14 protein-coding genes are annotated in these 14966 nt (G+C 69.1%); all 14 read left to right on the top strand.

The genetic code is table 11. The features are described 5' to 3' along the window. Positions 1 to 36: 36 nt before the first annotated feature. A complete protein-coding gene (gene murC, locus A4X16_RS11230; protein ID WP_067120538.1) occupies positions 37 to 1434 on the top strand; it encodes a UDP-N-acetylmuramate--L-alanine ligase in 1398 nt (465 codons plus the stop codon). Between the two features lie 3 nt (positions 1435 to 1437). Beyond that, a complete protein-coding gene (locus tag A4X16_RS11225; RefSeq protein WP_067120536.1) occupies positions 1438 to 2376 on the top strand; it encodes an FtsQ-type POTRA domain-containing protein in 939 nt (312 codons plus the stop codon). 177 nt (positions 2377 to 2553) lie between these two features. Further along, positions 2554 to 3705, top strand: a complete 1152-nt coding sequence (gene ftsZ, locus A4X16_RS11220; protein ID WP_067120534.1) for a cell division protein FtsZ — start codon at positions 2554 to 2556, stop codon at positions 3703 to 3705. Beyond that, on the top strand, positions 3702 to 4382 hold the full coding sequence (locus A4X16_RS11215; RefSeq protein WP_067120532.1) for a YggS family pyridoxal phosphate-dependent enzyme: 681 nt from the start codon (positions 3702 to 3704) through the stop codon (positions 4380 to 4382). Before ftsZ ends, A4X16_RS11215 begins: the two co-directional genes overlap by 4 nt. A 43-nt stretch (positions 4383 to 4425) precedes the next feature. Beyond that, a complete protein-coding gene (locus A4X16_RS11210; RefSeq protein ID WP_067120530.1) occupies positions 4426 to 4899 on the top strand; it encodes a cell division protein SepF in 474 nt (157 codons plus the stop codon). A gap of 3 nt (positions 4900 to 4902) precedes the next feature. Beyond that, the gene (locus A4X16_RS11205; RefSeq protein ID WP_067120528.1) at positions 4903 to 5199 is read left to right on the top strand and encodes a YggT family protein; all 297 of its coding nucleotides are present in this window, start codon (positions 4903 to 4905) and stop codon (positions 5197 to 5199) included. Positions 5200 to 5355: 156 nt separating this feature from the next. Continuing rightward, positions 5356 to 5952, top strand: coding sequence for a DivIVA domain-containing protein (locus tag A4X16_RS11200; protein WP_067120526.1), 597 nt, complete (start codon positions 5356 to 5358; stop codon positions 5950 to 5952). 9 nt (positions 5953 to 5961) lie between these two features. After that, on the top strand, positions 5962 to 6579 hold the full coding sequence (gene lspA / locus A4X16_RS11195; RefSeq protein ID WP_082914422.1) for a signal peptidase II: 618 nt from the start codon (positions 5962 to 5964) through the stop codon (positions 6577 to 6579). A gap of 2 nt (positions 6580 to 6581) precedes the next feature. Further along, a complete protein-coding gene (locus A4X16_RS11190) occupies positions 6582 to 7502 on the top strand; it encodes an RluA family pseudouridine synthase (protein ID WP_067120524.1) in 921 nt (306 codons plus the stop codon). Between the two features lie 40 nt (positions 7503 to 7542). Beyond that, the gene (locus A4X16_RS11185) at positions 7543 to 8136 is read left to right on the top strand and encodes a GNAT family N-acetyltransferase (RefSeq protein WP_067120522.1); all 594 of its coding nucleotides are present in this window, start codon (positions 7543 to 7545) and stop codon (positions 8134 to 8136) included. 31 nt (positions 8137 to 8167) lie between these two features. Then, positions 8168 to 8758: an RNA polymerase sigma factor gene (locus A4X16_RS11180; protein ID WP_067120520.1), complete on the top strand. Its 591-nt coding sequence runs from the start codon at positions 8168 to 8170 to the stop codon at positions 8756 to 8758. Next, on the top strand, positions 8745 to 9860 hold the full coding sequence (locus A4X16_RS11175) for a hypothetical protein (protein ID WP_157560129.1): 1116 nt from the start codon (positions 8745 to 8747) through the stop codon (positions 9858 to 9860). The genes A4X16_RS11180 and A4X16_RS11175 overlap by 14 nt, the downstream gene beginning before the upstream one ends. 75 nt (positions 9861 to 9935) lie before the next feature. After that, on the top strand, positions 9936 to 13454 hold the full coding sequence (dnaE, locus tag A4X16_RS11170; protein WP_067120516.1) for a DNA polymerase III subunit alpha: 3519 nt from the start codon (positions 9936 to 9938) through the stop codon (positions 13452 to 13454). A 109-nt stretch (positions 13455 to 13563) separates the two neighbouring features. Next, entirely contained in the window at positions 13564 to 14964 is a 1401-nt protein-coding gene (locus A4X16_RS11165) for a hypothetical protein (protein WP_197491822.1), read from the top strand. Positions 14965 to 14966 lie beyond the last annotated feature (2 nt).

Genomic DNA, 14966 nt, shown 5'->3' with positions numbered 1-14966 from the left:
CGCACCGTCGCCACGGAAAACTAGACTGGACCAGACATGATCAGACCTGACCTCTCCCTCCCGATCCCCGACACGATCTCCTCCGCGCACTTCATCGGGATCGGCGGCTCCGGCATGAGCGGACTCGCCAAGATGTTCCTGGATGCCGGGATCCGTGTGTCCGGCAGCGACCGGGCGGACAGCGACAACCTCCGCGCCCTCGCCGCGGCAGGAGCGACGGTGCATGTCGGCCACGACGCCGCCCACCTCGGCGACGCGGACACCGTCGTCCACACCGGCGCGATCTGGCCGGAGAACCCGGAGTTCCTGCTCGCGAAGGAGCGCGGCCTGCACGTGATCCATCGCTCGCAGGCCCTGCACTGGCTGATCGGCTCGCGGCGGCTGGTGTCCGTGGCGGGCGCCCACGGCAAGACCACCTCCACAGGCATGATCGTCACGGCGCTCCAGGCGCTCGGCGCCGACCCGCACTTCGTCAACGGCGGCGTCATCGAGCAGCTCGGCGTCTCCAGCGCCACCGGATCGAGCGACCTGTTCGTCATCGAGGCCGATGAGTCGGACGGCACCTTCCTGCTGTACGACACCGCCGTCGCGCTCATCACGAACGTCGACCCCGACCACCTCGACCACTACGGCTCGGACGAGGCGTTCCACGACGCCTTCGTGCGGTTCGCCGACGCCGCGTCCGAGGCCGTCGTCATCTCGAGCGACGACAGCGGGGCGCTCCGGGTCGGTGCAGGTCTCTCGCACCCGAACGTGGTCACGTTCGGACAGGCCGAGGATGCCGATGTGCGCCTCACCGGGATCGTGGCGGCCGGCCCCGTGTCGGCGACGATCACCCACCGCGGCGAGAGCGCGCACCTCCAGCTCGCGGTTCCCGGCGTGCACAACGCCGTCAACGCCGCCGGCGCCGTGGCGGTGCTGCTCTCGCTCGGGTTCCGTCTCGACGAGTCCGTGCGGGCGGTCGAGGGGTTCGCGGGCACCGTGCGCCGTCTGGAGCAGCACGGCGTCGAGCGGGGAGTGACGGTCTACGACGACTACTCGCACCACCCCACCGAGGTGCGCGCGGCGCTCGAGGCCATGCGCTCGATCGCCGGCGCCGGGCGGATCATCGCGATCCAGCAGCCGCACACCTATTCGCGCACGCAGCACATGTACCAGGAGTTCGCGGACGTCCTCGAGACCTACGCCGATCACACGGTCATGCTCGACGTCTACGGTGCACGTGAGGACCCGGTCCCCGGAGTCACCGGGGAGCTGGTGAGCAGCGCCTTCCAGGATCCGTCGCATGTGCACTTCGTCGCCGACTGGCAGCAGGCCGCCGACTACACCGCGTCCGTGGCGCACGAGGGCGACTTCGTGATCACGCTCGGCTGCGGAAACGTGTACCAGCTCATCCCGCAGGTGCTCGAGTCGCTGCGGACCACCGGGGAGTAGCCGATGCGCCGCCCGCCCCCGCCGCCCACGCCGCCACCCGGTGTCGCGGAGCGCGACACCGGGTCCGCAGGCCGTACGGCGCCCCGTCGCGATCGAGGTGCGGGTGCGGATCCCGGTCCCCGCGATCGCGTCGAGGGCCGACCGCTCGACGGCAACCCCGCGCCCGCGGCGGACGACGGCGAGCACCCGACCTCGACGCGCGACGTCTGGCGCGCGGCCCGGGCCAGGCGGAAGGCGCTGCGCGCCGAGATCAGGCGGTTCACGCAGCGATCGCGTCGCCGCAGGATGGTCATGCTCGGGGCTCTCGGCGTCGCCGTCGTGATCATCGGCGGCAGCGTCGCGGCCGCATACAGCCCGTTGTTCGCCGTCGAGCGGATCACGGTCGTGGGCGCGACGACGCTCGACGCCTCCGCCGTCGAGTCGGCGCTCTCCGACCAGGTCGGAACACCGCTGGCCCTGGTCGACTCGAGCGAGGTCAAGGCGGCGCTGCTCGCCTTCCCGCTCATCGAGACCTATGCGCTCGAGGCGAAGCCGCCGCACGACCTGACGGTGCGGATCGTCGAGCGCACGCCGATCGGCGTCCTCCGGTCGGACGCCGGCTACACGCTCGTCGACGCGGCAGGAGTCGCTCTCGCGACCACCAGCGACCAGCCCGCCGGACAGCCTCTCCTCGACATCGACGGCGGCATCGACTCCGCCGCCTTCGAGAGCGCAGGGCTCGTGGTGCGCTCGCTCCCGGCCGACGTGCGCGCCGCGCTCACCGGCGTGACCGCGACGACCGCCGACGACGTGACGCTCACGCTGAGCACCGGACTGACGGTCGTGTGGGGGAGCTCCGACGACTCGCCGCTGAAGAGCGCGACTCTCGCCAAGACCCTCGTCGCGCGGCCGGACGCCTCGACGATCGACGTGACCTCGCCTGAAGTCGCGGTCGTCGGTTAGGTTCGCCCGCCAAACGGGCGACACGCCCGTGCGGTTGCGAGCGCGCGCAGGCGCGACGCTTACCTTCGAACAAGAGAAACCAATACCGGGAAATACTTTACACCTCTAGTTGAGGTTTAAGGTTCACCCTCACGGAATCCCTTCCAGACAACAGGCTCGATTATTCGGAGGCCGGCCATGAGCCAGAACCAGAACTACCTCGCCGTGATCAAGGTCGTCGGCGTCGGCGGTGGCGGCGTCAACGCCGTCAACCGCATGATCGATCTCGGTCTCCGCGGAGTCGAGTTCATCGCGGTGAACACCGACGCGCAGGCGCTCCTCATGAGCGACGCCGACGTCAAGCTCGACGTGGGGCGCGAGCTCACGCGCGGCCTCGGCGCCGGAGCGGACCCCGAAGTGGGCCGTCGCGCCGCGGAGGACCACGCGGAGGAGATCGAGCAGGCGCTGACCGGGGCCGACATGGTCTTCGTCACCGCCGGCGAGGGCGGTGGAACCGGAACCGGCGGCGCACCCGTCGTCGCCCGCATCGCCAAGTCGATCGGCGCACTCACCATCGGCGTCGTCACGAAGCCGTTCTCCTTCGAGGGACGTCGTCGCCAGAGCCAGGCCGAGGCGGGCGTCGCGAAGCTGAAGGAAGAGGTCGACACCCTCATCGTCGTCCCCAACGACCGTCTGCTCGAGATCAGCGATCGCGGCATCTCGATGATCGAGGCGTTCGCGACCGCAGACCAGGTGCTCCTCGCCGGTGTGCAGGGCATCACCGACCTCATCACCACGCCGGGTCTCATCAACCTCGACTTCGCCGACGTCAAGTCGGTCATGCAGGGAGCGGGTTCCGCCCTCATGGGCATCGGATCGGCACGGGGTGCCGATCGCGCGATCAAGGCCGCCGAGCTCGCGGTCGAGTCGCCGCTGCTCGAGGCGAGCATCGAGGGCGCACACGGCGTGCTGCTGTCGATCCAGGGTGGATCCAACCTCGGCATCTTCGAGATCCACGACGCCGCCGACCTCGTCAAGGAGGCCGCGCACCCCGAGGCGAACATCATCTTCGGTACCGTCATCGACGACACGCTCGGCGACGAGGTGCGCGTGACCGTGATCGCGGCGGGCTTCGACGGCGGCGAGCCGTCGCTGCGTCTGGACCCGATGGTCGTCACCCGCCCCGCGGCCGCGAGCACGCTGCCCGAGGTGGAGCTGCCCCGCGACGACGACAGCGCGCAGAAGCCCGAGAAGGTCGAGGCGGAGCCGCAGCCGCAGCGCGTCACCACGACCAGCATCGAGCCGGCGTTCGCCGACGACGACATCGACATCCCCGAATTCCTGAAGTGACCGACCTGGCGTCGCGGCTGTCGGCGATCGATGAGCGCATCGTCGACGCCGCGCGCCTGGCCGGCCGCGATCCGGGGGAGATCACCCGGATCGTGGTGACGAAGTTCCATCCCGCGTCCCTCGTCCGCGATCTGCGGACGCTGGGCGTGCGGGAGGTGGGGGAGAACCGCCAGCAGGAGCTCGGCGCCAAGGCCGACGAGCTGGCGGACCTCGACCTCCGCTGGCACTTCATCGGGCAGGCGCAGACGAACAAGGCGGCGGCGATCCGTCGCAGCGCCGACGTCGTCCATTCCGTCGACCGCCCTCGCCTGGCGGACGCCCTGCACCGCGCGGCGGACGGCGACGACGTCCTGGACGTCCTCGTGCAGGTCAACCTGACGCAGGATCAGGGGCGCGGAGGCGTCGGCCCCGACGAGGCGCGCGCCCTCTCCGATCACATCCTCGAGCTGCCGAGCCTCGCCCTCCGCGGCGTCATGGCGGTCGCACCCCTGGACGAGGAGCCCGCGTCGGCATTCGCACGCCTGCGCGCGGTGGCGGACGACATCCGCACGGTCGAGCCGACCGCGCACTGGATCTCCGCCGGCATGACCGGCGACTTCGTCGAGGCCATCGCCGCGGGCGCGACACACCTGCGGATCGGCTCCGCAATCACAGGACCCCGCCCCGAGCGGGGTTAACCTCTAATCAGACCAGCCCGAGACGTTCGAACCGGAGGACACGATGGGTAACCCGCTGAAGAAGACCATGGTGTATCTCGGCCTCGCCGACGAGGAAGAGGTCTACGAGGAGGAGACGCAGGCCCCGGCCCGCGCCCGCCACGACCGTGACCGCGACCGCGAAGAGCCGGTCCCGGCTCCGGTCACCCCGCTGCGTCGTCCCGTCGCGGTGCGTCAGCCCGCAGGAGGGGCAGTGAACGAGATCCTCACCGTGCACCCGAAGCAGTACCGCGATGCCCAGCTCATCGCCGAGAGCTTCCGCGAAGGCGTGCCGGTCATCATCAACCTCTCCCAGATGAGCGACGCCGACGCTCGCCGTCTGATCGACTTCGCGAGCGGTCTCTCCCTCGGGCTGTACGGCCGCATCGAGCGCGTCACCTCGAAGGTCTTCCTGCTCTCGCCGGAGAACATCGCGGTGTCCGGTCACGGGGGAATCGCGCACGCGGACGCCGAGTCCGCGAGCTTCGACCAGTCGTAACCCGTGGGGTTCGTCTCGGTCCTCGCGAGCATCGTCCACCTGCTGCTCCTGCTGTACCTGCTGGTCCTGTTCGCGCGTCTCATCCTCGACTACATCCCGATGTTCAACCGGGAGTGGCGTCCGAAGGGCGCAGGCCTCGTCGCGGCCGAGGTCGTGTACACGATCACCGATCCGCCGGTCCGGTTCTTCCGGCGCATCATCCCGCCGCTGCGCATCGGCTCGCTGTCCCTGGACTTCGGATTCTCGATCACCGTCCTGATCGTCCTGATCCTCATGAACATCGTCCGGATCTTCATCTGACCCCGGTGCGACTTCGGCCGCACGCGAGTGTCGCGGCATCGCGACGCTCAGGCTCGGGGGCTATGCTTGGCTCCCAGGTGCGCGCCCCGGGTTCGCGCCACATCACGACCACGCCATTCTCGAAACTGGCAACCGAACTCATCGAAGGAGCCACCCATGGCACTTACCCCGGATGACGTCGTCACCAAGCAGTTCCAGCACGTCCGCTTCAAGGACGGCTTCGACCCGGACGAGGTCGACGACTTCCTCGACGAGATCGTCATCGAGTGGCGCAAGGCCCTCGAGGAGAACGTCGAGCTCAAGGCCAAGCTGGCCGCGTTCGAGTCTGGTGCGACCCCCGCCGCGGCTCCGGCCGCCGAGACGCCCGCCGCTCCGGCCGAAGCGACGCCGGCCGCCGCTCCGGCAGAGCCGGCCCCGTCGGGCTCCGCCACCGCGACCGCAGGCATCATCGAGCTCGCGCAGCGCCTGCACGACGAGCACGTCGCCGAGGGTGAGGCCAAGCGCGCCCAGCTCATCGCCGACGCCGAGGGCGAGGTCAACCGCATCCGCACCGAGGCCGAGGCCAAGCAGCGCGAGGAGTCGGCCCGTCTGGAGCGCGAGCGCAACACGCTCGAGGCCCGCATCACCGAGCTCCGCAACTTCGAGCGCGACTACCGCTCGCAGCTGCGCGGCTACATCGAGGGTCAGCTCCGCGACCTCGACGAGAAGTCGGCGTCGACGGACTCGACCCCGGTCTCCGCGATCGGACTGTAGGTCGTCCTCTTGCCAGGACGCCGTCCTCTTCGTCGGTCGGCGGCCGGTGCGCTCGTTGCGGTTCTCGCAGCGGTCGTACTGGCCGCCGATCAGTTTGCGAAGCACCTCACGATCGAGAACCTGCCCCTGCAGGAGCCGGTGCCGGTTCTCGGAGAGTTCCTCCAGCTGTACTACGTGCGCAACCCCGGCGCGGCCTTCTCGCTCGGGTCCGACGTCACCTGGATCTTCACGATCGCGCTGGCGGTCGTCGCGGGCGTCATCATCTGGAAGGCGTTCGGTCTGCGGTCCCGTCTGTGGGCCGTGGTGCTCGGGTGCCTCCTGGGCGGCGTGCTCGGCAACCTGACCGATCGACTCCTCCGCGATCCCGGTTTCCCGATGGGCCATGTCGTCGACATGATCTCCATGCCCTGGATGATGCCGGCGATCTTCAACGTCGCGGACATCTTCATCGTGACCGGCATGATCTCGGTCGCCCTCCTCGTCGTCTTCGGGCTTCGCTTCGACGGCACCCGCGAGCGCGATCACGCGCCCGTCGAGACCGACGAGGACGCCGAGGCGGCCGCGGTCGCCGAGGAGCACGGCGGATCGGATGCCGCAGCGGGCTCGTCCGCCGAGGACGGACGCTGACGGTGGAATCGCGTTCCCTGCCCGTTCCCGACGGGCTCGACGGCAGCCGCGTCGACGCGGCCCTCGCGAAGATGCTCGGTTTCTCGCGGACCTTCGCGGCGGATGTCATCGCTGCCGGCGGCGTGCGCCTCGACGGCGCTGTCCTCGACAAGTCCGACCGTCTGCGCGGCGGCGCGTGGCTCGAGGTCGAGTGGCAGCCCAAGGAGGAGCCGCGGATCATCCCGATCGCGGTTCCCGAGCTCGGCATCGTCTACGACGACGACGAGATCGTGGTCGTGGACAAGCCCACCGGCGTCGCGGCGCACCCGTCGCTCGGCTGGGACGGCCCGACGGTCGTCGGCGCCCTCGCCGCCGCGGGTTTCCGCATCGCGACCAGCGGGGCTCCCGAGCGGCAGGGGGTCGTGCACCGACTCGACGTCGGGACGAGCGGCCTCATGGTCGTCGCCAAGACCGAGAGCGCGTACACCGCGCTCAAGCGCGCCTTCAAGGAGCGCACGGTCGAGAAGATCTACCACGCGGTCGTGCAGGGGCATCCGGATCCGCTGTCCGGCACGATCGACGCCCCGATCGGTCGTCATCCGAATCACTCCTGGAAGTTCGCCGTGGTGCCGGACGGGAAACCGTCGGTGACGCACTACGAGACGCTCGAGGCGTTCCCGGGTGCCGCTCTGCTGGAGATCCATCTCGAGACGGGACGCACCCACCAGATCCGCGTGCACATGGCGGCTCACCGGCATCCGTGCGTGGGAGACCCGCTCTACGGAGCCGATCCGACGCTGTCCGCCCGCCTCGGCCTCACGCGGCAGTGGCTGCACGCGCACCAGCTCGGCTTCGCGCACCCCGCGACCCGTGAGTGGGTGCAGTTCGAGTCGCCGTACCCCGCCGACTTCGTGCACGCGCTCGACGTCCTCCGCGGCGACTGACGCACTGGTCGCCGTCGGCGGTGTGCGCGAGACTGAGCGCATGACCGCCATCGAGGTGAGACCGGCGACCGAGTTCGCCGACGTGGCCGCGCTCGTCGGCCCGAAGAAGCCGACGTCGAACGTGTGCTTCTGTCTCAGCTATCGCATCGGGAGCAGGGAGAACCAGGCGCTGCGCGGACCCGCCAGGGCCGATCGGGTGCGAGAGCTCTGCCGTGAGGATCCGCCACCCGGGGTCATCGCGTACCTCGAGGGCGAACCCGTCGGGTGGGCGGCGCTGCATCCGCGCCGGGAGACGAGCTTCGCCAGGAACAGGCTGATCCCGCACGTCGACGACCTCGACGTGTGGTCGCTGTGGTGCATCCGCGTGCGGCCGGGTCATCGCAAGCAGGGCATCTCCCACGCGCTCGTCGACGGCGCCGTGGCGTACGCGAGGGAGCGGGGCGCCCCGGCGGTGGAGGCGTATCCCGTCGACAACGAGGGCGAGAAGGTGAACCTGACGATGGCGTACGTCGGTACGCGCCGGCTGTTCGAGAAGGCCGGGTTCGAGAAGGCGGCGGACACGGGATCCGTGCTCGACGGGTTCCCTCGGGTGCTGATGCGACTCGATCTGACGGGGACGTCGCAGAAAGCGTGAACCGCGCGCTCGATCAGGGGCAATACACAGTGTGAGCACAGACAGCGAGATCATCAGACGGTCTCAGGACGAGCCGAGCGCCTTCGCGGAGCTCTTCGACCGTCACGCGCGCAGCGTCCTGGCGTTCGCCGCGTACCGCGTCGGGCGTCAGGTCGCGGACGACGTGCTCAGCGAGACGTTCCTCGTCGCCTTCCGACGCCGCGCGGATTTCGACCCCTCAGCCGACTCCGCCGCACCCTGGCTGATCGGGATCGCGTCCCGCGTGATCCGTCGCCACCGCACCGTGGAGGCGAAGCAGTGGCGGTCCTTCGCGGCATCCGTCCCGCAGCATGACGTGTCCACCCTCGGCGGGCTGGACGATGCGATGAGCCGCATCGATGCCGCGAGGGAGGTCGCGACCCTCCGCGCGCGCATCTCGGCGCTGGCCCCGAAGGACAGGGAGACACTTCTGCTCTATGCCTGGCAGGGCATGAGCTACGACGACATCGCCACGGCGCTGGGGGTGCCGGTGGGCACCGTGCGATCCCGCCTCAACAGGGTGCGCCGGAAGCTGGACGGGGATCGGAAGATCCGCGCGTTCGAGAAGAAGCACGAGAAGGGAGAGGCCGTTGGACATCGTTGAGAAGGTGAGGGGGATCGCTCCCTCCGTGGAGGTGGCGGACCACGACCTCGCGGCCGCCCGCGCGCGGCTGCTGGACGGTATCCGGGCGGAGGAGCCGCGGCGGGCGCGCCGACCGGAGACGCGTCGATGGGTGCTGGCCTCGGGGATCGTCGCGGCTGCGGCGATCGCGACCGCCGCAGCCGTCGTGATCGCCGGCGTCACGGCGCCGCAGCCCGCGCCCGTCGTGGAGGCGGTGCCACCGCGCGAGCCGGGAGGCGTGTTCACCCCGGCGCCGACGCCGGAACCGACCGCCGAGCCGGTCACCGCCGCCTCCGTGCTGACGGGCGCAGCGAGCATCCTCGGGATGAACCCGGGGCCCGTCGCCGGCCCCGGCCAGTACCTCGAGATCCAGCACCACAACTCTCAGCTGGTTCTGTACTCTCCCGAGGATCCCGTGAACTCGACGCGCGCGCAGGCCACCTCGGCCTGGATCGTCACGAACTCCTACACGTCCTACATCCCAGGGGACACCTCGGGCGAGTGGGTCGACGTGTTCGCTCCCGAACTGGAGGTCGTCGAGCTCTTCGGCACGGACGCGGCGGCGCGATCCGAGGAGTGGCTGGCCCAGTTCCGCTGGCGGACGGAGGGCGGGCCGTCGATCCAGCGCTACCAGGGCAGCGGGGATCCGAACGCCGGCGACGCCGTGCCGAACCAGATGTTCCGGCACTACCCGGAGATGCCCCGCGACCCCTCGGCGCTGCTCGAGTGGATCGTCGCGTACGGCCACGGCGCGGAGCCCGGCACGGAGGATGCGACGGCCGTGGTGGTCCTCATGCAGGAGCTGCAGCTTGGACTGGCCCCCGTGGACCTCCGTGCGGCGATGTTCCGGGCGCTGAGCCTGGTGCCGGGCATCGCGATCTCCGGCAGTGAGGGAGACGTGGTGACCCTCACCTTCGCCGGCTCCGCCCCGGACGAGCGTACGGATTCGATCTCCATCGACACCCGGACGGCTCTGGTGACGCGACTGACGACGACGCTCGGGTCGGGAGGGACCGTGGTCCCGGACTCCGTGCCCACCTACGTCACGACGCAGAGCGTCAGGGTGGTCGATTCGGCCCCCTGACCGAGCCCGGCGGAAGCCGTCGGTGAGCGGGCCGGTCGACGCCCGATGTCGGATGCCGAAAGTAGACTCGAACGCATGGCATCCGACTCCTTCGTCCATCTGCACGTGCACAGCGAGTACTCGATGCTCGACGGTGCGGCGAAGATCGGCGCGATGACCCAGGCGGCCGCCGACTACGGCATGCCGGCCATCGCCGTGACGGACCACGGCAACACGTTCGCCGCCTTCGAGTTCTACAAGGCGGCGAACGCGGCGGGGGTCAAGCCCATCGTCGGTCTGGAGGCCTACGTCACCCCGGGCACGCACCGCAGCGACAAGTCGCGCGTGCAGTGGGGATCACCCGATCAGAAGAGCGACGACGTCTCGGGGTCCGGTGCCTACACCCACATGACGATGTGGAGTCAGAGCACGGAGGGCATGCACAATCTCTTCCGACTGAGCTCGCGCTCGAGCATGGAGGGGTACTACTTCAAGCCCCGCATGGATCGCGAGCTGCTGCAGACCTACGGCAAGGGACTCATCGCCACGACGGGCTGCCCGTCCGGCGAGGTGCAGACCCGTCTTCGACTCGGCCAGTACGACGCGGCCCGCGCCGCGGCAGCGGAGTTCCAGGACATCTTCGGCAGGGAGAACTACTTCGCCGAGATCATGGACCACGGCCTGTCGATCGAGCGTCGGGTCATGACCGACCTGCTCCGCCTCGCGAAGGACCTCCACATCCCTCTCGTCGCGACCAACGACTCGCACTACACGCATCAGCACGAGGCGGATGCGCACGCGGCTCTGCTCTGCGTGCAGTCGGGGTCGACGCTCGACGACCCCAACCGCTTCAAGTTCGACGGCGACGGCTACTACATCAAGACGGCCGCCGAGATGCGGCAGATGTTCCGCGACCACCCCGAGGCGTGCGACAACACCCTGCTGATCGCGGAGCGCTGCGAGGTCGAGTTCAACACCTCCGCCAACTACATGCCGCGCTTCCCGGTTCCGGACGGCGAGACCGAGGACAGCTGGCTCATCAAGGAGGTCGAGAACGGGCTGCACTACCGCTACCCGGGGGGAATCCCCGACAAGGTGCGCAAGCAGGCAGAGTACGAGACCGGCATCATCCTGCAGATGGGCTTCCCCGGCTACTTCCTCGTCGTCGCCGACTTCATCAACTGGGCGAAGGACAACGGCATCCGCGTCGGTCCTGGGCGTGGTTCCGGAGCAGGCTCGATGGTCGCGTACGCGATGAAGATCACCGATCTCGATCCTCTGGAGCACGGGCTCATCTTCGAGCGCTTCCTGAACCCCGACCGCGTCTCGATGCCCGACTTCGACGTCGACTTCGACGACCGCCGTCGCGGCGAGGTCATCGACTACGTCACGGCGAAGTACGGCTCCGAGCGCGTCGCTCAGATCGTGACCTACGGCACGATCAAGTCCAAGCAGGCCCTGAAGGACGCCGGTCGCGTCCTCGGCTTCCCGTTCAGCATGGGCGAGCGACTGACCAAGGCGATGCCGCCGCCGGTCATGGGCAAGGACATGCCGCTCGACGGCATGTTCGACTCGGCGCACCCGCGGTACAAGGAGGCGAGCGAGTTCCGCGCGCTGATCGAGACCGATCCCGAGGCGAAGACGGTGTTCGACCGCGCCCTCGGACTCGAGGGGCTCAAGCGCCAGTGGGGCGTGCACGCGGCCGGCGTGATCATGTCGTCCGAACCCCTGCTCGACATCATCCCCATCATGCGCCGCGAGCAGGACGGCCAGATCGTCACGCAGTTCGACTATCCGTCCTGCGAGACGCTCGGTCTGATCAAGATGGACTTCCTCGGGCTGCGCAACCTCACGATCATCTCCGACGCGCTCGACAACATCCGTTCGAACCGCAACGAGGAGCTCGATCTCGAGCACCTCGCCCTCGACGACCGCGGCGCGTACGAGCTGCTCGGCAAGGGCGAGTCACTCGGAGTCTTCCAGCTCGACGGCGGTCCGATGCGCTCGCTCATGCGTCTGATGAAGCCCGACAACTTCGGCGACATCTCGGCGCTCATCGCCCTGTACCGCCCGGGACCCATGGGCGCGAACTCGCACACGAACTACGCGCTCCGCAAGAACGGCATGCAGCCGATCACGCCGATCCATCCCGAGTTCACCGAGTCGCTCGCCGACATCCTCGACGAGTCGTACGGCCTGATCATCTACCAGGAGCAGGTCATGGCCATCGCCCAGCGCGTGGCGGGCTTCTCGCTCGGACAGGCCGACATCCTCCGGCGCGCGATGGGCAAGAAGAAGAAGTCCGAGCTGGACAAGCAGTTCGAGGGCTTCCAGGCGGGCATGCACGCCAACGGGTACTCGGACGGTGCGGTCAACGCGCTGTGGGAGATCCTGCTGCCGTTCTCCGACTACGCCTTCAACAAAGCGCACTCAGCGGCCTACGGACTCGTGTCGTACTGGACCGCCTACCTGAAGTCTCACTATCCCGCCGAGTACATGGCGGCGCTGCTGACCAGCGTCGGCGACTCGAAGGACAAGATGGCGCTCTATCTGAACGAGTGCCGCCGCATGGGCATCAAGGTGCTGCCGCCGGACGTCTCCGAGTCGATCAATTACTTCGCCGCCGTCGGAGACGACATCCGCTTCGGTCTCGGCGCCGTGCGGAACGTGGGCAGCAACGTCGTCGACGGCATCGTGCAGGCCCGCAAGGACGAGCGCTTCACGTCGTTCCACCACTTCCTCGACAAGGTGCCGCTGCACGTGTCGAACAAGCGCACGGTCGAGTCCCTCATCAAGGCGGGGGCATTCGACTCGATGGGCGACTCGCGCCGAGCACTCCTCGAAGTCCACGAGGATGCCGTCGAAGCGGCTGTCGATCGCAAGCGCAACGAGGCGCAGGGCGCCATCGGCTTCGACTTCGACAGTCTCTACGACGGCATGGAGGAGGCGGCGCCGGCGAAGGTCCCCGCACGCCCCGAGTGGATCAAGAAGGACAAGCTCGCGTTCGAGCGGGAGATGCTCGGCCTGTACGTCTCGGATCACCCGCTCGCCGGGCTCGAGGTGCCGCTCGCCAAGCACGCGTCGATCTCGATCCATGACCTCAACAACTCCGAGGATCTGCAGGACGGCGACCAGGTCACGGTCGCCGGACTCGTCACCAGCGTGCAGCATCGCGTCGCCAAGGCCAGCGGCAACCCCTACGGCATGATCACCGTCGAGGATTTCAACGGCGAGGTGACGGTCATGTTCATGGGCAAGACCTACACCGAGTTCCAGCACATCCTGCAGCAGGACTCGATCCTCGCCGTCCGCGGTCGGGTGTCGCGACGCGACGATGGTCTCAACCTGCACGCGCAGTCCGCGTTCGCACCGGATGTCGGCTCGTTCGACGCGGCTGGTCCGCTGGCGCTCGTGCTGGCGGAGCAGAGGGCCACCGAGCGCGTGATGAACGAGCTCGCCGACGTTCTGCGCCGTCACAACGGGGAGACCGAGGTGGTCCTGCGCGTGCATCGCGGCGGGACGGCCAAGGTCTTCGACGTGCCGATGCCGGTGAAGGTCTCGGCCGATCTCTTCGGCGATCTCAAGTCGCTCCTGGGCCCCGCCTGCCTCGGCTGAGAGCCCGCCTCACACGATTCCTGTACTGTCCTCCAGGACGCACCCGGGTAAAATCAGGATCCGTTGGGTGCAGGGCCGCCGACGCCCGCACCGTGACGAAAGGACTCCCATGAGCACGGACTCTTCCTTCCGCGACGACGAGGCGCCGGACGCCCAGGACGCGACGACGTCAGCGGAGCACCTCGTCGACGACGAGTCGTTCGAACCCGAAGACGGCGTCCTGTACGACGACGAGGTCACGCCGGAGTTCGGCATCCTCGGGTTCACCCTGCGAGAGCTGCTGATCGTCGGCGTCTGGCTGGTCGCGTTCATCGCGTCGTTCTTCCCGCACCTCGCCGACGCATCGATCTGGGGCACGGGCATCCAGTGGATCCTTCCGATCGGCGTCCCGACGGTCGCGGTGTTCCTGCTGATCCTGCGACGGTTCTCACCGGACGGCATCCGCCGAGTCGGCTCGCTGGGCATCGACCAGTTCGCCTCGGTCGCCTTCTCGGTCGCGGCCGTGTACTGGATCGCGGACCTGTGGAACCTTGTCGCGGTCAGCATCGACTTCGGGATCGTCGCACTCAGCGCGAACGGCATCGTCCAGCTGGTCGCGTCGCTCGCGCTCGTCGTCCTGACCGTCTTCGCCCCGCTGATCCCGGGACTGAAGGAGGACTTCCACGGTCGCCTGGTCACCCTCGCGCACCGCAACGCCAATCCGGTCCGTCCGGTCATCGCCCGGCCGCGCCCCGAATCGACGCCGAGGTCGGAGGAGGCCCCGACGACGCAGGCTGCAGACGGCACCGACGCCTCGCCCGACGCCGACGGCTTCGCCGCTGCGCCCCCGACCGCCGACGGCCTCACCGCCTCGCCCCCGACCGCCGACGGCCTCACCGCCGACGGCCTCACGGCCGCGGCGGCGGGTCCGGCCGTCGTCTCCGACCCGGCCCCGACCTACAGCCCCGGCCTCGGCGACGAGCGGTCATCCGCGGTGACCACGCCGAGCGCGGGGGCCCCGGCGGAGCTCGACGTCGAGCTGTCCGGCCAGCAGGCCACCGACGAGGTCGCCCGGCTCGATATCGCCGAGCAGGTCCCGCTCGCGTCCCACGCGTCCGGCGGGGGCACCGGCACCGAGCAGGCGACCGCAGAGGACGACTACGTGCCGTCCTACTCTCGCCGTTCGTGGAACCAGGAGCCCGAGATCGTCTCCGACACGGGCAGCATCGAGTCGCTCATGGGCACGACGGCGCAGGACGTCGACGCCACCGAGACGACGGCGTTCCCCGCGGTGGATCCGTCGACCGACGCCGACCTCGCACCCGCCGCCACGCCCGAGACGGGGCAGCCGTTCTGGATCCTCGCGCCCACCGAGCGCGACGTGCACGACGAGCGCGGCGACGTGCTCTTCCGCATCGGCCCGAGCGCCTGGGCGCTCGTGATCGAGGATCGCGGCGGCGCCTACGTGGTTCGACACGACGACGGCAGGATCGGCTACCTGCACGACATCGCAGACATCACGAAGGGCTGACC

This window comes from Microbacterium sp. H83 (assembly GCF_001650405.1).
Taxonomy (GTDB): domain Bacteria; phylum Actinomycetota; class Actinomycetes; order Actinomycetales; family Microbacteriaceae; genus Microbacterium.
Note: the sequence above shows the minus strand (reverse complement) of the source record. Positions and strands in the feature narration are given on the sequence as shown.